Source organism: Actinomadura sp. CNU-125 (assembly GCF_001942465.1).
Classification (GTDB): Bacteria; Actinomycetota; Actinomycetes; order Streptosporangiales; family Streptosporangiaceae; genus Spirillospora.
In genome coordinates this window covers 1-22,407 of record NZ_MKJY01000043.1, presented here as the reverse complement: position 1 = coordinate 22,407, position 22,407 = coordinate 1, and the positions used below count along the sequence as shown (strand labels likewise).

At 72.4% G+C, this 22,407-nt stretch carries 20 protein-coding genes and 2 pseudogenes; 15 read left to right on the top strand and 7 right to left on the bottom strand.

Going from position 1 to position 22,407, the window contains the following annotated elements; genetic code table 11:
- Positions 1 to 151 precede the first annotated feature (151 nt).
- Entirely contained in the window at positions 152 to 1,090 is a 939-nt protein-coding gene (gene coaA / locus BJF79_RS06425; protein WP_075895447.1) for a type I pantothenate kinase, read from the bottom strand.
- Between the two features lie 122 nt (positions 1,091 to 1,212).
- Here coaA and glmS point away from each other — a divergent pair.
- Together glmS and BJF79_RS06415 are read left to right on the top strand one after the other, a co-directional pair.
- Positions 1,213 to 3,056, top strand: a pseudogene (glmS, locus tag BJF79_RS06420) (glutamine--fructose-6-phosphate transaminase (isomerizing)).
- Between the two features lie 83 nt (positions 3,057 to 3,139).
- Entirely contained in the window at positions 3,140 to 3,823 is a 684-nt protein-coding gene (locus tag BJF79_RS06415; protein WP_075895446.1) for a hypothetical protein, read from the top strand.
- A gap of 34 nt (positions 3,824 to 3,857) precedes the next feature.
- Here BJF79_RS06415 and BJF79_RS06410 read toward each other — a convergent pair whose 3' ends face one another.
- The 3 genes from BJF79_RS06410 to BJF79_RS06400 form a co-directional block, all read right to left on the bottom strand.
- Positions 3,858 to 4,064 (bottom strand): DUF397 domain-containing protein, encoded by a 207-nt coding sequence (locus BJF79_RS06410; protein WP_075895445.1) that lies wholly within the window; start codon positions 4,062 to 4,064, stop codon positions 3,858 to 3,860.
- A gap of 249 nt (positions 4,065 to 4,313) precedes the next feature.
- On the bottom strand, positions 4,314 to 4,529 hold the full coding sequence (locus BJF79_RS06405; protein ID WP_075895444.1) for a DUF397 domain-containing protein: 216 nt from the start codon (positions 4,527 to 4,529) through the stop codon (positions 4,314 to 4,316).
- A gap of 378 nt (positions 4,530 to 4,907) precedes the next feature.
- A complete protein-coding gene (locus BJF79_RS06400; protein ID WP_075895443.1) occupies positions 4,908 to 5,768 on the bottom strand; it encodes a helix-turn-helix domain-containing protein in 861 nt (286 codons plus the stop codon).
- A 228-nt stretch (positions 5,769 to 5,996) separates the two neighbouring features.
- Here BJF79_RS06400 and BJF79_RS58695 point away from each other — a divergent pair.
- The 9 genes and pseudogenes from BJF79_RS58695 to tsaD all read left to right on the top strand — a co-directional run.
- Positions 5,997 to 6,494, top strand: a pseudogene (locus BJF79_RS58695) (NAD(P)H-hydrate epimerase); the annotation flags it as partial.
- On the top strand, positions 6,455 to 7,483 hold the full coding sequence (locus tag BJF79_RS58690; RefSeq protein ID WP_316043283.1) for an NAD(P)H-hydrate dehydratase: 1,029 nt from the start codon (positions 6,455 to 6,457) through the stop codon (positions 7,481 to 7,483). The pseudogene BJF79_RS58695 and the gene BJF79_RS58690, both read left to right, overlap by 40 nt.
- 112 nt (positions 7,484 to 7,595) lie before the next feature.
- The gene (gene alr / locus BJF79_RS06390; RefSeq protein WP_075895442.1) at positions 7,596 to 8,720 is read left to right on the top strand and encodes an alanine racemase; all 1,125 of its coding nucleotides are present in this window, start codon (positions 7,596 to 7,598) and stop codon (positions 8,718 to 8,720) included.
- Entirely contained in the window at positions 8,659 to 9,816 is a 1,158-nt protein-coding gene (locus tag BJF79_RS06385; RefSeq protein ID WP_262401615.1) for an alpha/beta fold hydrolase, read from the top strand. The genes alr and BJF79_RS06385 overlap by 62 nt, the downstream gene beginning before the upstream one ends.
- Before the next feature lie 35 nt (positions 9,817 to 9,851).
- Entirely contained in the window at positions 9,852 to 10,280 is a 429-nt protein-coding gene (gene tsaE, locus BJF79_RS06380; protein ID WP_075895450.1) for a tRNA (adenosine(37)-N6)-threonylcarbamoyltransferase complex ATPase subunit type 1 TsaE, read from the top strand.
- 898 nt (positions 10,281 to 11,178) lie between these two features.
- Positions 11,179 to 11,820, top strand: coding sequence for a hypothetical protein (locus BJF79_RS06370; RefSeq protein ID WP_075895440.1), 642 nt, complete (start codon positions 11,179 to 11,181; stop codon positions 11,818 to 11,820).
- Between the two features lie 31 nt (positions 11,821 to 11,851).
- Positions 11,852 to 12,514 carry a tRNA (adenosine(37)-N6)-threonylcarbamoyltransferase complex dimerization subunit type 1 TsaB gene (gene tsaB / locus BJF79_RS06365; protein WP_075895439.1) on the top strand — a complete coding sequence of 221 codons (663 nt, stop codon included), beginning with the start codon at positions 11,852 to 11,854 and terminating at the stop codon, positions 12,512 to 12,514.
- Positions 12,511 to 13,026, top strand: a complete 516-nt coding sequence (rimI, locus tag BJF79_RS06360) for a ribosomal protein S18-alanine N-acetyltransferase (protein ID WP_075895438.1) — start codon at positions 12,511 to 12,513, stop codon at positions 13,024 to 13,026. Before tsaB ends, rimI begins: the two co-directional genes overlap by 4 nt.
- Entirely contained in the window at positions 13,023 to 14,060 is a 1,038-nt protein-coding gene (tsaD, locus tag BJF79_RS06355) for a tRNA (adenosine(37)-N6)-threonylcarbamoyltransferase complex transferase subunit TsaD (RefSeq protein WP_262401614.1), read from the top strand. Before rimI ends, tsaD begins: the two co-directional genes overlap by 4 nt.
- 11 nt (positions 14,061 to 14,071) lie before the next feature.
- Here tsaD and BJF79_RS06350 read toward each other — a convergent pair whose 3' ends face one another.
- The 3 genes from BJF79_RS06350 to BJF79_RS06340 all read right to left on the bottom strand — a co-directional run bounded on the left by BJF79_RS06350 (position 14,072) and on the right by BJF79_RS06340 (position 18,932).
- Positions 14,072 to 15,082 carry an aminoglycoside phosphotransferase family protein gene (locus BJF79_RS06350; protein WP_075895437.1) on the bottom strand — a complete coding sequence of 337 codons (1,011 nt, stop codon included), beginning with the start codon at positions 15,080 to 15,082 and terminating at the stop codon, positions 14,072 to 14,074.
- A 305-nt stretch (positions 15,083 to 15,387) separates the two neighbouring features.
- Entirely contained in the window at positions 15,388 to 16,983 is a 1,596-nt protein-coding gene (locus tag BJF79_RS06345; protein WP_075895436.1) for an apolipoprotein A1/A4/E domain-containing protein, read from the bottom strand.
- 698 nt (positions 16,984 to 17,681) lie between these two features.
- Positions 17,682 to 18,932 carry a class I SAM-dependent methyltransferase gene (locus tag BJF79_RS06340; protein ID WP_075895435.1) on the bottom strand — a complete coding sequence of 417 codons (1,251 nt, stop codon included), beginning with the start codon at positions 18,930 to 18,932 and terminating at the stop codon, positions 17,682 to 17,684.
- A gap of 254 nt (positions 18,933 to 19,186) precedes the next feature.
- On the opposite strand from BJF79_RS06340, the gene groES reads away from it, so the two are divergent.
- The 4 genes from groES to BJF79_RS06320 form a co-directional block, all read left to right on the top strand.
- Positions 19,187 to 19,498 (top strand): co-chaperone GroES, encoded by a 312-nt coding sequence (gene groES, locus BJF79_RS06335; protein WP_199747575.1) that lies wholly within the window; start codon positions 19,187 to 19,189, stop codon positions 19,496 to 19,498.
- Positions 19,499 to 19,582: 84 nt separating this feature from the next.
- A complete protein-coding gene (gene groL, locus BJF79_RS06330; RefSeq protein WP_075895434.1) occupies positions 19,583 to 21,208 on the top strand; it encodes a chaperonin GroEL in 1,626 nt (541 codons plus the stop codon).
- Positions 21,209 to 21,363: 155 nt separating this feature from the next.
- Positions 21,364 to 22,101, top strand: a complete 738-nt coding sequence (locus BJF79_RS06325) for a sigma-70 family RNA polymerase sigma factor (protein WP_262401613.1) — start codon at positions 21,364 to 21,366, stop codon at positions 22,099 to 22,101.
- Positions 22,098 to 22,407 (top strand): hypothetical protein (locus BJF79_RS06320; protein ID WP_262401612.1); only part of this gene is annotated, 310 nt, incomplete at its 3' end. The genes BJF79_RS06325 and BJF79_RS06320, both read left to right, overlap by 4 nt.

The window sequence follows — 22,407 nt, the reverse complement described above, 5'->3', positions numbered from 1 at the left end:
GCACCTCCGGCGGGCCGCCTCGCGCCCTGCGCGGTCCTAGGTTGCTCGGCGCCCGGAGGCCGTGCGGCTCGGGCGCCCGGGTCATGCACCTCCGGCGGGCCGCCCCGCCCTGCGCGGTCCTAGGTTGCTCGGCGCCCGGAGGCCGTGCGGCTTAGATCCGGCGCATTCGTACCCGTTGAACCGCGTGCATCTTGTCCTTGTGCAGGACGAGCGTGGCGCGCGCGCGAGTCGGGAGGATGTTCGACACGAGGTTCATCTCGTTGACGTCCCGCCAGACGCGATGCGCGAACGCGGCCGTCTCGTCCTCGTCGAGTTCCTCCGCGTACTTGTGGAAGTACGAGCGCGGGTCGGTGAACGCGGTGCGGCGCAGGGCGAAGAACCGGTCGATGTACCACTGCCGGATGTCCTCGACCCGCGCGTCCACATAGATCGAGAAGTCGAAGAAGTCGGACACGCCGAGGGTGCCCGGGGGCGGCGGCTGCAGGACGTTCAGGCCCTCGACGATCAGGATGTCGGGGCGCCGCACGGTCTGCCGGGCGTCCGGGACGACGTCGTACTCCAGGTGCGAGTACACCGGGATCGACGTCTCCTCCACGCCCGCCTTGATCGACGAGACGAACCGGACGAGCGCCCGCCGGTCGTACGACTCGGGGAATCCCTTGCGCTCCATCATGCCGCGCTCGGTCAAGATCGCGTTCGGATAGAGGAAACTGTCGGTCGTCACCAGTTCCACGGTCGGGTGCTCCGGCCAGCGGGCCAGTAGCGTGCGCAGCAGCCGCGACGTCGTCGACTTCCCGACGGCGACGCTGCCCGCCACGCCGATGATGAACGGTGTGGACTTCACCTCACCGCCCAGGAACTCGCTGACGGTGTCGCGCAGCCGCGTGTCGGCCTGGAAGAACAGGTTCAGCAGCCGCGACAGCGGCAGGTAGACCTCCTCGACCTCGCTTATGTCGATCGGGTCGCGCACCCCGCGCAGTGCGTCCAGTTCCCCGGCGGTCAGGGTCAGCGGGGTGCTCTCGCGCAGGCGGCGCCAGGCGTCGCGGGAGAGTTCCACGTAGGGGCTCGGCACGCTGTCCCATCCGTCCATGCCAGTAACGTAACGGCCTGTTCAGGTCCGTTCCGGGATTTCACCCGCCGTCCACGCTAGCGTCACCCGCCTACGGCGGATGCAGGTAGGGCGCGCGCCGCGCACCGAATAGAGTTGCGGCCATGTGCGGAATCGTGGGGTACGTAGGCGCGCGGCCGGCGCTCGACGTCGTCGTCGAGGGGCTCGCCCGGCTGGAGTACCGCGGCTACGACTCGGCCGGCGTGGCCGTGCTGGCCGACGGGAAGCTGACGACGGCCAAGCGCGCGGGCAAGCTGGTGAATCTGCGGACGGCGCTGGACGAGGAGCCGCCGCCGGAGAGCACGCTCGGCATGGGGCACACCCGGTGGGCGACGCACGGGGCGCCGACCGACCGCAACGCGCACCCGCACGTCGACTGCACCGGCTCGGTCGCCGTGATCCACAACGGCATCATCGAGAACTTCGCGGCGCTGCGCGCCGAGCTGGCCGAGGCCGGGCACGGGCTGGAGTCCGACACCGACACCGAGGCCGTCGCGCACCTGCTGGAGGACGAGCTGAAGGGCGGCGGCGGCCTCGCCGACGCGATGCGCCGCGTGTGCCGCCGGCTCGAAGGCGCGTTCACGCTCGTCGCCGTCCACACCGGCGACCCCGACCTGGTCGTCGCGCCCGCCGCAACTCGCCCCTCGTCGTCGGGGTGGGGGCCGGCGAGAACTTCCTGGCCAGCGATGTCGCCGCGTTCATCGCGCACACCCGGGACGCGATCGAGCTCGGCCAGGACCAGGTCGTCGAGCTGCGCGCCGGGGGCGTGACGGTCACCGACTTCGAGGGCCGTCCCGCCGAGGTCAACGAGTACCACGTCGACTGGGACGTGTCGGCCGCCGAGAAGGGCGGCTACGACTACTTCATGCTCAAGGAGATCGCCGAGCAGCCCCGTGCGGTCGCCGACACGCTCCTCGGCCGCATCGGCACCGACGGGCGCCTGCACCTGGACGAGATGCGCATCGCCGACCGCGAACTCCGCGAGGTCGACAAGGTCGTCATCGTCGCGTGCGGCACCGCCAACCACGCCGGGATGATCGCCAAGTACGCGATCGAGCACTGGGCGGGCCTGCCCTGCGAGGTCGAGCTCGCGCACGAGTTCCGCTACCGCGACGCGATCCTGTCGCCGACCACGCTCGTCATCGCGATCTCCCAGTCGGGCGAGACGATGGACACGCTGATGGCCGTCCGGCACGCCCGGGAGCAGAAGGCGAAGCTCCTCGCGGTCTGCAACGTCAACGGTTCGACGCTCCCGCGCGAGTGCGACGGCGTCCTGTACACGCACGCGGGCCCGGAGATCGCCGTCGCGTCCACGAAGGCGTTCCTCACCCAGCTCGTCGCCGTCTACCTGATCGCCCTCTACCTCGCGCAGGTCCGCGGCACCAAGTGGGGCGACGAGGTGTTCGCGATGATCCAGCTCCTCGAACGGATGCCGGAGAAGGTCGACAAGGTCCTGGAGACGATGGAGCCGGTCCGCGAACTGGCCCGCTCCCTCGCGAACGAACGCTGCGTCCTGTTCCTCGGACGCCACGTGGGTTTCCCCGTCGCGCTCGAAGGGGCCCTCAAGCTCAAGGAACTCGCGTACATGCACGCGGAGGGTTTCGCGGCCGGGGAGCTGAAGCACGGCCCGATCGCCCTCATCGAGGAGGGGCTGCCCGTCGTGGTGATCGTCCCGCCGCGCGCCCGCGACGTCCTGCACGACAAGATCGTCTCGAACATCCAGGAGATCCGCGCGCGGGGCGCCCGCACGATCGTGATCGCCGAGGAGGGCGACGAGTCCGTCGAGCCCTACGCGGACACGCTGATCCGGCTCCCGGCCGTCCCGACGCTGCTGCAGCCGCTCGTCGCGACCGTCCCGCTGCAGGTGTTCGCGTGCGAGCTGGCGACCGCCAAGGGCCACGACGTCGACCAGCCCCGCAACCTGGCGAAGTCCGTCACGGTTGAGTAGAGCCGCCAGAACGCCCGGAGGGCGGCGTCCCCGCGTAGCGCGGGGCGCCGCCCTCCGTCGGTCATAGCCCCTAATATCCAGCCATGGTGGGCGAACCCCCGAGCGTCTGGTTCATCGGCGTCATGCTGGTGCCCGGCATCTGCTGGCTGGCCACGAAGCTGCTCGTCGAGGACGGGTCGTACACGTACTTGCTCGGTCTGGGCACGTTCCTCGCAGTGCTCGCCATCCTGGTCCGGATGGTCCTGACGTTCTGGCCGCGCATGCTGGGCGCGCCGCCCGGCGGCTGCTTCATCGGCGCGGTCGCGGCCGCCGGCGGCTGCCTGCTGGCGTGCGACTGGTTCCTGTCGGTGGACGTGGGAGTCGTGGTCACCGTGGTCGCGGCGGCGTTCGTCGCGGTGGTCGGCGTCATCGGACGGACGGCTCTCGCGTTCTGGCTGCCCCGCCGGGACGCGAAGGCGTTCGCGGTGCGCACGAGCGCCCCCGCGGTCCTGACGGCCGCCGTCATGTTCGTCCTGCTGGCCCATCCGCCGGGGGAGGTGCGTATGGAACTGTCGCGACGCAGCCTCAACGAGTTCGCGCGCACCGTCGATGGCACCGGCACGTGCGGCCAGGACCCGAAGCCGCGCTGGGTGGGTCTATACAAGGTCGATTGCGTATACCGCGACGGCAACGTCGTGCACCTTGCCGTCGACGAGCCTTTCGTCCCGACGCACGGCCGGACGTGGCTCATCGGCCCCGGCAACTGGAACACATGGATCCAGGACTGAAAGCGATATGAGATTCTCTGCTCGAAAGTAATTCTCAATCGAGATCGAAGCGGCCCCGTTCGACGTCGGTGACGAATCGGCGCCATTCGGCGCTGCCGAACGACAGGATATCCGCCGTCCGCTCGGTGTCCCGCACGGATATCGTCCCGTGGTCGAGTCGTGCGACTTCAATACATCCCATGCTCGCTCCGCACCGGGTGCTCTTTCTCCACTGGGCGGGCGGTGTCGCGTGGAAAGTCATTCCGGGCTCCTGCCTTGAGGTGGGGTCTGCCCGCGGCCGCGCTGCCGTGTTCAAAAACACGGTAACAAGATCGGCTCGAACGCGTGATCATGCCGGGCGGGGCGATGCCGCCGGGGCGGGTGGGGCGAGGAAGGCGCGGAGTGACGGGAGAGACGGCGACGGGCCGGTTCCGCGTGGGATCCGGCCCGGTCGGCGCGGCCCCGATGTGCCCGGTCCGGGCTAGTTCGGGTTATTTGCCGCGTTCTTCGTTTATAGGTCGAATTCGCCCTGCTTGGTGCGTTCGACGAAGTTCCGCCACTCTTCCGTGGAGAACGACAGAACCGGACTTTGCGGACCATGCTTCGCGTCGCGTGCCCCGACAGAAAGGGACGAACCGGCCAGCGCGGCCACTTCGACGCAGGTGTTGCTCGCCCCGCAGTGGGCGCTTCTCCTCCATTGCGGAGCAGGAGTGGCGAAAGGGGACACTTGGTGTGCCTTTCACAAGTAGGAGCCACCTTGCGGCTCCCGGCTCCCACCCCGAGTCCTCGGCCTCGATGATCTGCCGCCGCTGTTTTGGGCAGGGGCAAGTACTTGGTCGGCAAGGGGTATATAGGTGAGCCGTTACCAGCCGGTAACGCGCTCGTCCGCAAAGTGGCTGATCGCCATTGATTACGTGAGGACGATATCATTAAAGGCGTGCTAGACCGGCCGTCCGCACTGGTGTCGCGGGTCCGGGCGGGGCGGCGGGCCCGGGAAGCCGCCGCGGCGTTCGCCGGCCGGGCCGCGAGAGTCGCGCCGGAAGCCGGCGAGAACAAAGTCCGGTGCGGCCGTATCGCCCATCTTGACCGTGTCGGAGCCCGCCTCCTACCAGGAGTCCTTGACCTCAAGGATCCGCGCCCTCGACTCGGCGGCGTCCAGTGCCTGGTCGGCGAGGGTCGTGTAGGCGAGCCGGTACATGTGGGTCACGGACTCTTCGGTGAGATGACTGATCGTCAGCGATTCGGTATGCACGATATCCGGGAAGATGATGTCATGCACCGCTGAGAATTCCAGAATGATGAAGGTCTCGGCCAGGACCGAGTGCGCGACCCCGAGCGGAAGGATCTGCACCGTCACATTCGGGAGTTCGGTAAATGCGAAGAGCTGTTCGAGTTGCTCGCGCATGACGTCGCGGTCGCCGATCCGGCGGTGCAGGACCGCCTCGTCCAGGACGACCGACAGCTCCAGCGGGCGCGGCCCGCGCAGCAGCTCCCGGCGCCGCATCCGGACCTCGACCCGGCGCTTGAGCTCCTGCGGCGGCAGCGTGGCGAGCGCGCTCCAGCCGCCGATGACGTGGCGCGCGTACGCCTCGGTCTGCAGCAGGCCGGGGAAGACGGTGCTGCCCCACTCCCGGACGGCCGACGCCTCGGCTTCGAGGGCGATGAAGTCGGCGAGGGGGCTCGGCAGGTCGCGGTAGTCCTCCCACCAGCCGCGTTCCCCGGCGTCGCGGGCGAGGGCCAGCAGGTCGTCGCGGCGGTCGCCGCGCACGTCGTAGAGGTCGAGCAGGCGCTGCACGTCCGCGATCTTCGCGCCGGTGCGCGCGTTCTCGATCCGGCTGACCTTGGCGGTGGACCAGGCGAGCCGGTCGGCGACGTCGTCGCCGGTCAGCCGCCTGCCCTCGCGGAGGCGGCGGAGCTCGGCGGCCAGTCGCCGCTGCCGGACGGAGGGACCTCGGGAACCGCTCATGTGACGGGCCTCTCCAGCCCTGACGGACTGCTCTGGGGCGCATTCCGCCGCGCGGGGGGCGCCGCGGCGCGAATACATCTGGACCGATGCGGAAGATTCTACGACCGGAGATCCTTTCCCGCACATGACGCCGTAAGTTGCATTGCAATACTCGAAACGGTCGCGGGCGGGTTCCCGGGCGCGTCCTCGTGGCACGCTGAGCAGAGTGATCGACTCGAGGAGCCGCGAATGAGGTACGCGCACGAGGTCGGCAAGGTGCGGGAGGCCGAGCACGCGCTGATGGCGCGGCTGCCCGAGGGAACGCTGATGCAGCGCGCCGCGGCGGGGCTGGCGTCGGTGTGCGCCCGGCTGCTGCCCACGGTGTACGGAGCCCGGGTCGTGCTGCTGGTCGGGGGCGGCGACAACGGCGGGGACGCCCTGTACGCGGCGCCCGGCTGGCCCGGCGGGGCGCCCGCGTGACCGCCGTCCAGGCCGGTTCGAGGATCCACGCGGCCGGGCTCGCGGCGCTGCTGGCCGGCGGGCGGCCGGCCGCCGGACGGCCCGGACGGCCCGGACGCCGAACGCGCCGTGCGGGACGCGGACCTGATCGTCGACGGGCTCACCGGCATCGGCGGCACCGGCGGCCTGCGCGAACCCCACGCCCGGCTGGCCGAACTGGCGTCCCGCTCCACCGCGTTCGTGGTGGCGTGCGACGTGCCGAGCGGGGTCGACGCGAGCACCGGACGCGTCGAGGGGACGGCGGTCCACGCGGACGTCACCGTCACGTTCGGCACCTACAAGCCGGGGCTGCTGATCGACCCCGGGGCCGCGCACTGCGGCGTCATCGAACTGGTCGACATCGGCCTCGGCGGCGACCTGCCGACCCGGACGTCGTCGCCGCGCGGCCCACCGACGTCCAGCCGCCCGAGCCCGGCCCCGAGTCCGACAAGTACCGGCGCGGCGTCGTCGGCGTGCTCGCGGGCGGGGACGCGTTCACCGGCGCGGCGGTGCTGTGCACGGGGGGCGCGGTCCGCGGCGGTGCCGGGATGGTCCGGTTCGCGTCGGTCGCGCACCCCGTCGAACTGGTGCGGCAGCGGTGGCCGGAGGCGGTCACGACCGTCCTGGAGCCCGGAACGCCCGGGGACAAGGCCCTGGAGCAGATCGGACGGGTGCAGGCGTGGGTCGTCGGGCCCGGCCTCGGCACCGGGACCGCCGCCGAGTCGCTCGTCGCGGCCGTGCTGGCGACCGAACTGCCGGTGCTCGTCGACGCCGACGGCCTGACGGTCCTCGCGCGGCGCCGCGCGCTGCTGCGCCGTCCGGCCCCGACCGTGCTGACCCCGCACGCGGGCGAGCTGGCGCGCCTCCTCGGGGCCGAACGGGACGCCGTCGAGGCGCGCCGCCTGGAGCACGCGCGGCGGGCGGCGGACGAACTGGGCGCGACCGTCCTGCTGAAGGGGTCGACGACCCTCGTCGCCGAGCAGGACCGTCCGGTGCGGGTCAACCCGACCGGGACGCCGCGCCTCGCGACGGCCGGGACCGGCGACGTCCTGTCCGGCCTGATCGGGGCGCTGCTGGCGGGCCGGGGGGACGCCGCGCTCGACGCGGCGGCGGGCGGCGCCTACCTGCACGGTCTCGCCGGGCGCCTCGCCTCGGCCGGCACGGACGGGCGCGAGGCCCCGATCAGTCCGCAGGACGTGGTGGACGCGCTCCCGGCCGCCTTCCGCACCCTGTCCTGACGGCGCGCGCGGGCCGGACGGCCGGGGGAATCGCACGTCAGCGGGGCGGAGACCCTGCGACTCACCGTGATCGTGCCCGGTCATGGCCGGGATGGCGGCACACTGGGTAACCATGAGGGTTCCAGCGGAGGCGCGCATCGGCCTGGACGCCATCGGCCACAACATCGGGGTGCTGCGCGAACGTGCGGGCGGCGCCGAGGTCATGGCGATGGTGAAGGCCGAGGCGTACGGGCACGGGCTGGTGGAGGCCGCCGGCGCGGCGCTCGCGGGCGGGGCCGGGTGGCTGGGCGTCGCCAAGCTCGCCGAGGCGCTGCGGCTGCGCGACGCCGGGCTCTCGGCGCGCACGCTCGCGTGCGTGCTGGTCCCCGGGGAGCCGTTCGCGGACGCCGTCGCCCGCGACATCGACCTCACCGCCGGGTCGTCCGGGCTCGTGCGGGAGATCGCCGCGGCGGCCGAACACGCGGGACGTCCCGCCCGGATCCACCTCAAAGCCGACACCGGCATGACGCGCGGCGGCGCCGCCGGGGAGGACTGGGCCGCGCTGGTGGACGCCGCGCTCAAGGCCGAGGCCGACGGGCACGTGCAGGTCGTGGGGATCATGTCGCACCTGGCGTGCGCGGACGAGCCGGGCCACCCGTCGATCGCGCGGCAGGTCGCCGCGTTCACCGACATGGTGCGGCTGGCCGAGCGGGCGGGCGCGCGTCCGGAGGTGCGGCACCTGTCGAACTCGGCGGCGACGCTCACCCTCCCCGAGGCCCGCTTCGACCTGGTCCGTCCGGGCATCGCGACGTACGGGCTGACGCCGGTGCCGCGGGTCGGGACGTTCGGGCTGCGGCCCGCGATGACGCTCGTCGCGGACGCCGCGCTGGTCAAGCGCGTCCCGGCGGGCAGCGGCGTGTCGTACGGGCACACCTACGTGACCGACCGGGAGACGAACGTCGCCGTGGTGCCGGTCGGGTACGGGGACGGCGTCCCGCGGAACGGGTCGAACCTCCTCGAAGTGCTCGCGGGCGGGCGGCGCCGGACGATCGCCGGGCGCGTGTGCATGGACCAGTTCGTCATCGACCTCGGCGACGACGAACTCGCGGCGGGGGACGAGATCGTCCTGTTCGGGCCCGGCGACCGGGGCGAGCCGACCGCGCAGGAATGGGCGGACGCCCTCGGGACGATCTCGTATGAGATCGTCACCCGGATCGGATCACGCGTGCCGCGGGCGTACCCCGGCCGCGCGCGGTAGGGAAGGCGCGGATGGAGAGCAGGACGAAGCGCAGGGTCGGCGTCGCGGGCGCGGTGGCGGGCGGTCGGCGGCGGGCGCCGGGCGCGGCGGCGGTCGGGCTGCGGCACCTCGCCGTCGGCCGCAAGCGGCTGCGGCCGGATCCGGACGCGGGCGAGCAGTTCGGCGAGCTGCGCGGCCGCGAAATGGTCGTGGCGGCCGACGACGGGCTCGCGCTGCACGTCGAGGTGGAGGGCCCGGACGACGCCGACCTCACCGTCGTGTTCTGCCACGGCTTCGCCCTCAACCAGGATTCGTGGCACTACCAGCGGCGCGACCTGCGCGGACGCGTCCGGATGGTGTTCTGGGACCAGCGCAGCCACGGACGGTCCGGGCGCAGCGTCCCGACGCGCGCGACCATCGACCGGACGGGCGCGACCTGGCGGCGGTGCTGGCCGCGACGGTCGGGCCGGACGATCCGGTGGTGCTCGCCGGGCACTCGATGGGCGGCATGTCGATCATGTCGCTGGCGGAGCGGCGGCCGGAGCTGTTCGCCCGGCAGGTGGTGGGGATCGCGCTGGTCAACACCTCGTGCGGGAACATGGCCGAGCTGACGCTGGGCCTGCCGATGGTGGTGGCGAAGGCCGTCCGGCCGCTGGCCCCGGGCGCGCTGCGCGGCCTCGGGCAGCGCGCCGCGCTGGTGGAGCGGGCCCGCGGGCTGGGCGCCGACCTGGCGTTCGTCGTCACCCGCAAGGTGGCGTTCGCGGACCGGCACGTCAGCCCCAGCGTCGTCGCGTTCCTCGACGACATGATCCGCGACACGCCGATCGACGTGATCGCGGAGTTCTACCCGTCGCTGATGGGCCACGACAAGTCCGGGGCGCTGGGCGTGCTGGCGAAGGTCCCGGCGCTGGTGCTGGTGGGCGGCCGCGACAAGCTGACCCCGGCCGCGCACGGCCGCCGCATCGCCGAGGCGCTGCCGGACGCCGAGCTGGTCGAGGTGGAGGACGCGGGGCACGTGCTGCCGCTGGAGTATCCGGGCGTGGTCACGGGCGGGCTGCGGCGGCTGCTCGGCCGCGTCCGTCCGGAGATCGACGATGTGGAGGAGCGCACGGCGTGAGGGAACAGACGGTGATCGTCCCGACTTCGGCGGACATGCACGGGCTCGGCGTCCGGCTGGCCGGTCTGCTGGCGCCGGGCGACCTGCTGGTTCTGGCGGGGGATCTGGGCGCGGGCAAGACGACGCTCACCCAGGGCATCGGCGAGGGGCTGAAGGTGCGCGGGCCGATCACGTCGCCGACGTTCGTGATCGCGCGCGTCCACCCGTCGCTGGCGGGCGGGCCCCCGCTGGTGCACGTGGACGCCTACCGGCTGGGCGGTTTCGCCGAACTGGACGACCTCGACCTGGACGCGTCCGTCGCCGAATCGGTGACGGTCGTGGAATGGGGCGAAGGGCTCGCCGAGGGCCTTGCCGACGAACGCCTGGAAATGATCATTTCGCGGGGCGACGGCACCGACGAGACGCGCGAAGTAAGGATCGTCGGGGTCGGTCATCGCTGGTCCGACCTGGAGCGGGACCTCTGAGCGGCGAAACCTGAAAAGTCTTCACTTTTTGCCGGGATTAGTTGGTTCACTTTACGGCGACATGTCGTACTCTTTGCCGGAACAACCTCACTACGCGACAAATCGATTTCCTCATGCGGGAGTGGGATCCGGTGAGTGGTAGCCAGCGCAGCGGCGATGATCGCGCGGACAGCTACCGCGGTCCGGGCGGTGACCGGAGCGACGGGTACCGCACGGACGGCGGTGGATACGGCATGGGCGGTTCCGGCGAGCGGGCCGTCCGTCCCGGCACGGGCGGGTACCCCGACGACCCCCTGGGTTCCCCGGCCGGTTCTCCGACGGCGGGCTACCCGACCGTCGGCGGCGGCCCCGCCCAGCAGGGCGGCACCGGCCGCTACTCGTCCGGCGGCCAGGCCACGGGCGGCTACCCGACGGGCGGATACCCCCAGGCGGGCGCGTCCGAATCCGGCCGGTACTCGTCCGGCGGCCAGGCGTCCGGCGGCTACCCGCAGACGCCCGCCGCCGGCGCAGCGGCGCGTACGGCTCCGCCGCGGGCCGGTACTCGTCCGGCGGATACCCGCAGCAGCAGGGCAGCGGCGCGTACGGCCAGGACGCCGGGCGCTCCGCGAGCGGCGGCTACCCCCAGACCTCCGGGGGCTACCCGGAAGCGAGCGGCGGCTACCCGCAGACGTCCGGCGGGTACCCGCAGACGTCCGGCGGCTACTCGCGGACGAGCGGCGGCTACTCGTCCGGCGGGTACGAGTCCGCCTCCCGCCGTTCGGACGGCGGCGAGTACACGCGCGGGCCCCGGGAGTCGTCCGGCCGCAGCGGCGGGTACCGCGCGGGGACCGGCAGCCACCGTGTCGTCCGCGAGGAACGCGAGGGCCGGCGCTGGGGGATCGTCCTCGCCGGGGCCGTCGTGGGCATCGCGGCGTGCGTGCTCGCGGTGTTCGTGATCATGTCCGGGACCGGGTCGGACGGCGGGAACGAGACCGGGCGGATCGTCGGCAGCGGCGCGTCCGAGAGCGCATCGGCCGGGACTTCGGAGTTCGCGGGCGTCCCGGACTCGTGCACGCTCGTCGGCACCGACCTCGTCGAGAAGCTCGCGCCGAACTCCGAACGCAACGTGGGCGACAACTACCAGGGCAACGACCAGCAGTCGCAGTGCGTGTGGGGCATCTACTCCGGTGACCGCAAGCGGCAGCTGACGGTCGAGCTGCGCGCGATCGAGGCCGCGGACGGACGGACCGCGACCGCCGCCGCGCAGCAGACGTTCGAGTCGGAGCGGAAGGTCGACGAGGCCGGCGACCAGCTGCTGGAGGGCCAGAAGCTCTCCGACAAGCGGCGGCTGGAGGACGTCGGCGACGAGGGGTACGTCGTCTACACCACCGACGACCAGAGCGGGACGGGCGAGGCGATCGCCAACGTCCGGTTCGCCAACGTGCTCGTCACGATCCACTACGCGGGGTCGGAGGGCGAGGACCCGCTGAGCTACGACGCGGCGGGCGACGGCGCGGTCGAGGTGGTCGAGGCGGTTCTGGCGAAGCTGAGCGAGTCCTGACGGCCCACCGGCTGCACTACCCTTGTAATCCGTGCTGGTCTTGGCTTTCGACACCGCGACCGCCGCGGTCACCGTGGCGCTGTACGAGTGGATTCCGGGCGAGGGCGTCGCGTGCCGCGCCGCGTCCGACGCCGTCGACCGGCGCAAACACACCGAGCTGCTCACCCCGTCGATCGCGCGGGTGATGGCGGACGCGGGCGCGGCGCCGGACGACCTCAGCGCGATCGCCGTCGGGGTCGGCCCCGGCCCCTACACGGGCCTGCGGGTCGGGCTCGTCACGGCGCGCGCCATGGGCGAGGCGCTCCACGTGCCGGTGCACGGCGTCTGCACCCTGGACGTCCTCGCCTGGGAGACCGGACGCGACGAACCGTTCGTCGTCGCCACGGACGCGCGCCGCAAGGAGCTGTACTGGGCGCGCTACCACTCGTCCCGCGCGCGCGCCACGGAACCCACGGTCGGCCCACCGGCGGAGGTGGAGGCCGAAGGGCTCCCCGTCGTCGGCGAAGGGGCCGCCCTGTACTTCGGCGACACCGCGCACGAGCCGATGCTGCCGAACGCGACCGCGCTCGCGGAACTGGCCGTCGCCCGGCTGTCCGGCCGCAAGGGCCCGGACCTGCTCCCGCCCGAGCCGCTCTACCTGCGCAGGCCCGACGCGAAGGAACCGGGCCCGCGCAAGAAGGTGACCCCGGCATGACCGCCCCCGAGCCGGGCGGAGCGGGGATCGTGCTGCGGGACATGACGGAGGCGGATCTGCCCGCCGTCCATCGGCTGGAGCAGGTGCTGTTCCCGGACGACGCGTGGACCGAGCAGATGCTCCGCGAGGAGCTGTCCGGGCAGCCCCGCACCCGCCGGTACGTGATCGCGGAGTCGTCCGGCGGGGAGATCGTCGGGTACGCGGGCCTGGCCAGCGTGGGCGGGCACGCGGACGTGCAGACGATCGGCGTCGCGCCCGGCGCGCGCGGCGCGGGGATCGGCGCGACGCTGCTCACCGAGCTGATCGACGAGGCCGTGCGGCGCGGCGACGAGGGCCTGTTCCTGGAGGTCCGGGTCGACAACGCCCCGGCGCGGAGGCTCTACGAGCGGTTCGGGTTCGAGCAGATCGGTGTACGCGAGCGCTACTACCAGCCCGCGGACGTGGACGCGGCCGTGATGTTCCGGCGGCTGCGGGAACGTCCGCCCATCGGCTTCACCAGGGAGGATTCGTGATCGGGGACTCCGAGCCGCTGGTGCTCGGCATCGAGACCTCGTGCGACGAGACCGGGGTCGGCATCGTCCGGGGACGCACGCTGCTGGCGGACGCGATCGCGTCCAGCGTCGAGCAGCACGCCCGGTTCGGCGGCGTCGTGCCGGAGGTCGCGTCGCGCGCGCACCTGGAGGCGATGGGCCCGACGGTCGAGCGGGCGCTCGCCGACGCGGGCGTCACGTTCGCCGACGTCGACGCGTTCGCCGTCACCGCCGGGCCGGGGCTGCCGGGCGCGCTGATGGTCGGGGTGGCGGCCGCGAAGGCGTACGCGCTGTCGCTGGGCAAGCCGCTGTACGGGGTGAACCACCTGGCCGCGCACGTGTGCGTCGACCAGCTCGAACACGGCCCGCTGCCGAAGCCGTGCGTGGCGCTGCTGGTGTCGGGCGGGCATTCCTCGATCCTGCTGGTGCCGGACGTCGCGTCGGACGTCCGGGCGCTCGGCAGCACCGTGGACGACGCGGCGGGCGAGGCGTTCGACAAGGTCGCGCGGGTGCTCGACCTCGGGTTCCCCGGCGGGCCGGTGATCGACCGGCGGGCGCGGGAGGGCGACCCGGCGGCGATCGCGTTCCCGCGCGGCAAGTACAACGACGGCACCTACGACTTCTCGTTCTCCGGGCTGAAGACGGCCGTGGCGCGCTGGGTGGAGGCCCGGCAGCGGGCGGGCGAGCCGGTCCCGGTCGCGGACGTCGCGGCGTCCTTCCAGGAGGCCGTGGTGGACGTGCTCGTCCACAAGGCGCTCAAGGTGTGCAAGGACAACGGTGCCCGCGACCTGCTGATCGGCGGGGGCGTCGCGGCGAACTCGCGGCTGCGGGCGCTGGCGGCGGAGCGGTGCGAGCAGGCGGGCGTGCGGCTGCGGGTGCCGCGCCCGAAGCTGTGCACCGACAACGGCGCGATGGTCGCGGCGCTCGGCTCGGAGCTGGTGTCGTCCGGGCTGGCGCCGTCGGAGCTGGACCTCCCGGCCGACTCCAGCCTGCCGATCGGGTCCGTGACGCTGTAGCCGGCCTGCAGCTAGCCGCGCAGGTCGGACAGGAGGGCGGCGAGGTAGTCCTCCAGGAGGGGGACGATCCCTTCGTCGATCGGCCGGTCGGCGTCCTCGGGCAGCAGCTCCAGGACGCACCGGACGTCCCAGTACGGGTCGTGCGCGTGCCCGCCCGACACCATGTCGAACTTCGACCGGAACAGGTCGGCGGCGGACCGCCCGTACCGGACGGCGAGGCCGCGCCGCATGTGCGCGACGTCGATCGCGACCGGCCCGGACGACGCGTCGGACCAGTCGACGACGCCGGTGAGCTTCCCGTACGACCAGAGCGTGTTGTCGGCGTGGTAGTCGCGGTGGATGAACCGGGCGGGCGCCTCGGGGGCGGGCCCGGACGCCGCCTCGAACGCGCGCTCCCACAGTTCGGGGCGCAGCGCGTGCACGGGCGGCACCCGCACGTCGAGCCGGTTGCGCGGGACGTACGGGGGCATCGTCGCCGCGCCGTTCAGCCGGTGCACCAGCTGCAGTGCGGCGGCGAGCTGGATCAGGTACTCCGACAGGTCGTCGGGGGAGGGGCGCGGCGGGTGGCCCTGCAGCCGGGTGATCAGCAGGGCGGGGACGTCGCAGTGCGCGCCGGCCGGGTCGGCGGCGACGAGCGAGGGGGTCGTGAGCTCGGAGCCCGCCAGCAGGGCGAGCGCGGCGATCTCGCGTTCGGGGGAGAAGTCGGTCTCGCCGAACGTGCGGCGCGCCGGGGAGGACGCCGGGGAGGACGCCTGCCCGTTCGCGCCGCCGGTGTCCGCGCGGGGGTCGCCGCCCTGGGCGTCCCGGACCGTCCAGCGGCGCAGCACCAGCCGGTGGGCGCGGCCGGAGCGGCTCTCCACCAGCAGTGCGTGGTTGGCGTGCGCGGTGCCGCCGGTGAGGGGGCGCACCATGCGCACCTCGGCGCCCTTCCCGAGACACTCCTCGACCCAGCGCAGGGTCGCGTCGCCGGGCGTGGCGCCGAGCGGTTGGCTGAGAGCCTGAGTATGGGTCACGAGGTCCATGAAAACGGATTCCGAGCGGTATTGGGAGTGATTTTGCGAAGACGGAACGTAACAAACAGCACGTCATCGCGCTCCCACCGTGCCGACCTTTCGGTCACCGTGGCGATTTAGTGGACGAACTTCGCAGATTCCGGTGGGTATTCGTCCGTTTCCGGACGGTGCTCCCGCCGGGGGAACCGACGACGGGCGGAACCGACGACGGGCGGGACCGCCGCCCCGGCGGTCCCGCCCGTGATCTCCGGCGAACGTTCTCGCTCCGGTGAACGCTCCTGCTCCGGCGAACGCTCCGGCGTCCGAACGTCGCGTCAGTCCTTGCCGTCCCGGCGCGGCCGCAGCAGCGCCTCGGCCAGCGCCAGCATCGTCTCCTCCAGCGTCGACAGCCGCTTCAGCACGTCCTCGTGCACCGCGCCGACCTGCTTGGTCATGTCGTCGTGCACGGTCTCGACCTTGCGGCCCACCTCGTCCTCGACGTGCGAGAACCGCTTGGTGAACTCGGCCTGCACCAGGTCGGCGCGGCGCCCGACCTCGTGGTGCACGCCCTCCATCCGCCGGACGAAGTCGTCCTGGACGCCGCCCACCTGCCGGACCACGTCCTCCTGCAGGTTGCCGACCTGCTTGGCGACGTCCTCGTGGATGCCGCCGACCTGCCGGGTGACGTCGTCGTGGATGTCGCCGATCCGCTTGCCGAACGCGTCGTGGACGTTGCCGACCTGCCGGGACACCTCGTGGTGCACCGACTCCACCTGCTTCGTCACGTCGATGTGCACCGACTCGACGCGGCGCGACACGACCTCGACCTGCGTGGTGAACTCCTCCAGCGCCCCGTCGACCTTCTTCGCGACCTCCTCGTGGATGCCCTCGATCCGCTTGCGGGCGTCGTCGTGCGCGGCGTCGAACCGGCGGGTGAACTCGTCCATCCGGCGGGCGACGTCGCTGTAGGCGGTCTCGGCGATGTCCGCCATCGCCGCCTTCACCTCGTCGCGGTCGGGACGGGCCCGCAGCTCCTCGACGAGCGGGTCCACGGCCTCGGCGAGATGCTTCTCCAGCGCGTCGAAGCGGTCGCCGTGGTCGGGCGCCGGGCGCTGCACGAGCTCGGTCAGCATCCGGTGGACGCCGGTGATCTCCAGCGCGTCCGGGAGCGCGGCGACGCGCTCGCCCACGCCCTCGATCCGTCCCTCGATGCTCTCGAACCGGCCGTCGACGCCCTCCAGCTTGCCCGACAGCCCTTCGAGCCGCCCGTCCACGCCGTCCAGCCGGCCGTCCAGCCCGTCCAGCCGCCCGCCGACGCCCTCGACCCGTCCGCTGACCGCCTCCAGGCCCTGCTCCACCCGCTCGGCCATCTCGCCGAGCGACTGGTCGACGCGCACGGTGACGCCGTTGATCGAATGCTCCAGCCGCTCCGAGCGGTGCCCCAGCTCCGCCAGCGACTTGTCGAGCCGGTTGAACCGGACGGACGCGGCCTCCATGCTGCCCTGCAGCTTGTCCAGCCGCTTGGTCATCTCGTCCATCCGCGCCGCGGCCTGCTGCGTGACGTCGCTGATGTGCTGCGCGGAGTCGAGGACGGCCTGGAGCCGGTTGAGGCCCTCGTCGACGTGCTCCGCGACGACGCCGACGTCGGCCCACAGCGCCGGAAGCTCCGCGACCGGCTTGACCTTCTCGCCGACGGACTCGATGTGCTCGGCGAGGCCCTCGGCCCACTCGGGGGGCTTGCCCGCGAGGTCGTCGACCTGCCCGCGGACGCTTTCGAGCTGCCCGGTCAACCCGCTGAGCTCCCGCTCCCGGACCTCGCGCAGCAGCCACTCCATGCCTTCCAGCCGCTGCCTTATCTCATCCAGGACCTGACCCTGTGAGCGCTGTTCGTAGACGTGGTCCTGCGCCGCACGGGCGAGCAACTCCCGCATCCGATCCGAGACCGGTTGACCCCCTGTCTGCAGGAAGTTGTGATTCGTTTCCACCGGAGCTCCTTCGTGTGCCGACGCGACGAAATGGCGCACGGCAATGAATCGTGAAGCCGCCACTCTAGTGCGTGTAGAGCGTCGCTATAACGGGTAGCAGGGAACGTTGCGAGTTCCGTGGATTGCACTCGTTATCCGAATGGCGAAGAAGGTCGGAAGTCATGGCCGATGGCGTGAAATTCCCGATTCGTGGGCTGAATGGGTGATTGTGGTCGTGCGGTAGGGCATGACCCGCCGCGCGGACGGGCGTGTCGCGGGGCGCCGTGTCCGTACATCTCGTCCAACATCGGCAGTTCCCGTGCGACCTCCGAGCCCGGCGCGAGCGTCCGCGACGAACGCGCGACGAGCCGCCGACACGACCGCGGACGGCATTCCATGCCCCCATCCGGCGAGTTCCTGAACAACCCTTGGTGTTTCCCCGGCCGTTGATCTGTCCGCGCCGTTTCGCGAGCCCCGATGCGGCCTTGCCATGCGGCCCGCGCTCCCCTGGGGAAGGCAATGCCGGAAAGCGCCGATGATTTGCGCCGCCGTGGTGTGCCGCCGGTCCGTGCTTGGGCTCCCCGGGGTCTCCGGAAGATCTTTGGAATCGATTCCGGGCGGCGCCCGCTCCGGGCGGGTCAGGCGGGTCAGGCGGGTCGGGCGGGTCAGGGCCCTTCCGGCGCCGCGGGCGGGAGTGCGAGCGGACGGGCGAGCAGCGCCACCGGGTCCCGTCCGACGCGCGTCACCACGACCGTCAGCGCGGCCGCGCCCCGCCGGGCCTTGCGCCCGCCCCCGAACCCCAGGTCGCGCCGCAGCTTGTCGACGTCCACGGCCGACCCGCGCTTCTTGACCGTCAGGACCCCGACGTCCCGCCGCCGCAGCTCCGCGCGCAGCCGCTTCACCGAGAACGGCAGCACGTCCTCGATCTCGTACCCGGCCGCGAACGGCGTGGCGCGCGCCTCGTCCGACGTCACGTACGCGACGCGCGGATCGGCGAGCCCGCCGCCGACCAGCTCCGCGACCTCCGCCACGAGGTGCGCCCGGATGACCGCGCCGTCCGGTTCGTACAGGTACCTGCCCCACGCCCGGACGTCCGGGTCGCCGCGCCCGCCCGGGACGAGCGAGCCCGCGACCGCGCCGTCCGCGCTCAGCAGCGTCGCGCGCCGCCGGACGTCCCCGGCGAGGCCCCCGAGCCACAGCGCGGCCTCCTTCACGTCCCCGCCGACCGAGATCCACTCGGCCTCCGCGCCGTCCGGGACGGCCTCGTGCGGGATCCCCGGCGCGACCTTCACGCACGCGGCGCCCGTCCGTCCGGCCAGGTCGAGGACGGTGTCGAGCGGCGGCTCGTACGCGCGCGGGTCGAACACCCGGCCGCGCGCCGTGCGGCGACCGGGATCGGCGAAGACCGCCGCGTACCGGGCGGGCCCGTCCGGGGTCTGCTCGACGGCGTCGCCCACCCGGACGGACGCGCGGTCGCGCACGTCCAGCGCGTCCACGTTCGCCTGCGCGACCTCCGCCGTCAGGGGGTCGAGGTCCACGCCGTCCCCGATCAGGCCCGCGCGCGCTCGCGCCACGAGGTCGGCCCCTATGCCGCAGCCCAGTTCCAGCACGCGCGCGCCCGCCAGCCGGTCCGCGAACCGTCCGGCCCGGTACGCCGCCACGCTCGCCCGCGTCGATTGTTCGAGCCCGGCCTCGGTGAAGTACATCCGCTCGGCGTCCGCACCGAACTTGGCCTTCGCGCGTTCGCGGAGCCGCGCCTGCGTCAACGCCGCGGCCACCAGTTCGGGGTCGTGCCGCTCCCGGAGCCGCGCGGCCGTCGCGATCAGGCCGTCCCCGCCGACGTCCGCGCCGGTCGCCGCCGCGAGAACGTCCTGGCCGGAGGGGGTCCGCAGGGCACGGAACGACGACAAGTCCATAAGGTGAAGTTAGCGGCCCGTGAACGCCGCGGAACCGTTCCGGAGGGCCGCCGAGAAGCGTTCGCGCTCATGTTGACGAGCCACCGGCCACGGCATAGTTTTTCTGTTGGCACTCTCCACGCTAGAGTGCCAACACAGCGACAAGGTCGGTCTGGCACCCGCGACGGCAGGCCGGTCCAGGGTCGCCTCTCTCTGTCACAGTTGCCGGTCGGCTGACAAACGCCGTCCGGAGGACCTATCGAAGGGGAGGTCAGATCGTGACGACCGCCACCAAGGTCACTCTCAAGCCGCTCGAGGACCGCATCGTCGTCCAGCCGCTCGAGGCCGAGACCACCACCGCGTCGGGCCTGGTGATTCCCGACACCGCCAAGGAGAAGCCCCAGGAGGGCACCGTCGTGGCCGTGGGCCCCGGCCGCGTGGACGACAAGGGCGACCGCGTCCCCGTCGACGTCAAGGTCGGCGAGGTCGTGCTGTACAGCAAGTACGGCGGCACCGAGGTCAAGTACAACAACGAGGAGTACCTCGTGCTCTCGGCCCGCGACGTGCTCGCGGTCATCGAGAAGTAACAAGCGAGAGACGTGATGCGCCCGCCCCGGTCCGCGCCGACTTCGGCGGGGCCGGGGCGGACCGCGTGAAAGAGGAGAAACCGCATGGCGAAGATCCTGGAGTTCGATGAGGACGCTCGCCGGGCTCTTGAGCGCGGCGTCAACGCTCTCGCGGACGCCGTGAAGGTGACGATCGGCCCGCGCGGCCGCAACGTCGTCATCGACAAGAAGTTCGGCGCGCCGACGATCACCAACGACGGCGTCACCATCGCCCGCGAGGTGGAGCTGGAGGACCCCTACGAGAACCTGGGGGCCCAGCTCGCCAAGGAAGTGGCGACCAAGACCAACGACATCGCGGGCGACGGCACCACCACGGCGACCGTCCTCGCGCAGGCGCTGGTCCGGGAGGGCACCCGCAACGTCGCCGCCGGCGCGTCGCCGCTCGCCCTCAAGCGCGGCATGGACGCCGCCGCCCAGTTCGTGTCCGACCAGCTGCTGAAGACGTCCCGCGAGGTCGCCTCCAAGGAGGAGATCGCGCACGTCGCGACCATCTCCGCGCAGGACCCGCAGATCGGCGAGCTGATCGCCGAGGCGTTCGACAAGGTCGGCAAGGACGGCGTCATCACCGTCGAGGAGGCCCACACCATGGGCCTCGAACTGGAGTTCACCGAGGGCCTCCAGTTCGACAAGGGCTACCTGTCCCCGCACATGGTCACCGACCCCGAGCGCATGGAGGCCGTCCTGGAGGACGCCTACGTGCTCATCGTGGACGGCAAGATCTCCAACGTGCAGGAGTTCCTGCCGCTGGCGGAGAAGGTCGCCCAGACCAAGAAGCCGCTGCTGGTCGTGGCCGAGGACGTCGAGGGCGAAGCCCTCGCGCTGCTCGTCGCCAACAAGATCCGCGGCACCTTCACCTCCGTCGCCGTCAAGGCGCCGGGCTTCGGCGACCGCCGCAAGGCGATGCTGGGCGACATGGCCACCCTGACCGGCGGCCAGGTCGTGTCCGAGGCGCTCGGCCTCAAGCTCGACTCGATCGACATCGACGACCTGGGCCGCGCGCGCCGGATCACCGTCACCAAGGACAACACCACCGTCGTCGACGGTGAGGGGTCCGCGGACGAGATCAACGCGCGCGTCAACCAGATCAAGGTCGAGATCGACAACAGCGACTCCGACTGGGACCGCGAGAAGCTGCAGGAGCGGCTGGCCAAGCTGGCCGGCGGCGTCTGCGTGCTGCGCGTCGGCGCCGCCACCGAGGTGGAGCTGAAGGAGAAGAAGCACCGTCTCGAGGACGCCATCTCCTCCAGCCGCGCCGGCATCGAAGAGGGCATGGTCTCCGGCGGCGGCAGCGCGCTCGTGCACGTCGCCAATGAGGGCTTCGACGCCATCGGGCTGTCCGGCGACGAGGCCGTCGGCGCCGAGGCGCTGCGCCGCGCGCTCGACGAGCCGCTCCGGTGGATCGCCGAGAACGCGGGCCAGGAAGGCTACGTCGTCGTCTCCAAGGTGCGCGACCTGAAGCCGGGTCACGGCTACAACGCCGCCACCGGCGAGTACGGCGACCTGGTCGCCCAGGGCGTCATCGACCCGGTGAAGGTCACCCGTTCGGCCGTCACCAACGCCGCCTCCATCGCGGGCATGCTGCTCACGACCGAGGCGCTCGTGGTCGACAAGCCGGAAGAGGAAGAGGAGCCCGCCGGCGGGCACGGCCACGGTCACGGCCACGGCCACTGACCATCGGCACGACCGTCGGCACTGACCGTCGGCACTGACCGTCGGGACTGACGAAAGGCCACGTCGGACGGCGTTTCGCGCGCCGTCCGACAAGCCGGAGATGGCCCCCGTTCGTACGGACGGGGGCCATTTCGTGTCCCCCGGGGCTCAGAACTGTGACCATTCCGTTGTACGAGACGGTGGCGACACGCCCGGCGGCGCTGGGCATCATGCTTGACGTGACCGAGGGAAGCCACGCCCGGACCATGGCCGCGAGCGCAGCCGAGCTCACCGGGGGACCGCCGCCCCCGCCCCGCGACGCCGGCCGCGGCAGGCGGCGCCCGGCCAAACCCGACGACGGCGATCTCAAGGAGCTGACCGCGCTCGCCGTGCAGGGCGACCCCGGTGCGATCGAGGTGCTGATCGCGGAGGTCCGGCCGATGATCGTCCGGTACTGCCGGGCCCGGCTCGGCCGCGTCTCCGGGCAGTACCACATCGCCGACGACGTGGCGCAGGAGGTGTGCATCGCCGTCCTGTCGGCCCTGCCCCGCTACCGCGACATGGGCCGCCCCTTCGCGTCGTTCGTCTTCGGTATCGCCGCGCACAAGATCGCGGACGCGCTGCGCAGCGCCGTCCGCGCGGCCGTCCCCACCGAGGACCTGCCGGACGGCCCCGACGACCGGCCGGGGCCCGAGGAGACGGTGGTGCGCCACATCGAGGCGCAGCGCGCGCGCGACCTGCTGACACGGCTCCCCGAGCAGCAGCGCGAGCTGGTGCTGCTGCGCGTCGTGGCGGGTCTGTCGGCCGAGGAGACCGGTAATGTACTGGGCATGTCCGCGGGGGCGGTACGGGTCGCGCAGCATCGGGCGCTGGCCCGGCTTCGGGCGATGGCCAGAGAGGAGTCGATCGCTTGACGGAGCGGAGCCCCGGCGCCCCGAATCCGGCCGAGCCCGCACGCCCCCACGACGTCCCCGGGCCATCGGCCTTCGCCGACCTGAACGCGGTGCGCCGTACCGACGCCATCATCGACGCCATGGCGGCCCGGCGAGCCGCCGGCACCGCTGACCGCGCCGTCGATCGCGGCGCCCCGTCCGCCGACGACGCCGACCCGGCCGTCCGGCTGCTGAGCGCGCTGATCGAGCACGTCGAGGAACCGGCCCCGCCCGTCCCGGCGGGCCCCGGCCCACGCCGCCGCGGCCCCCGCACCATCGTCGCGCACG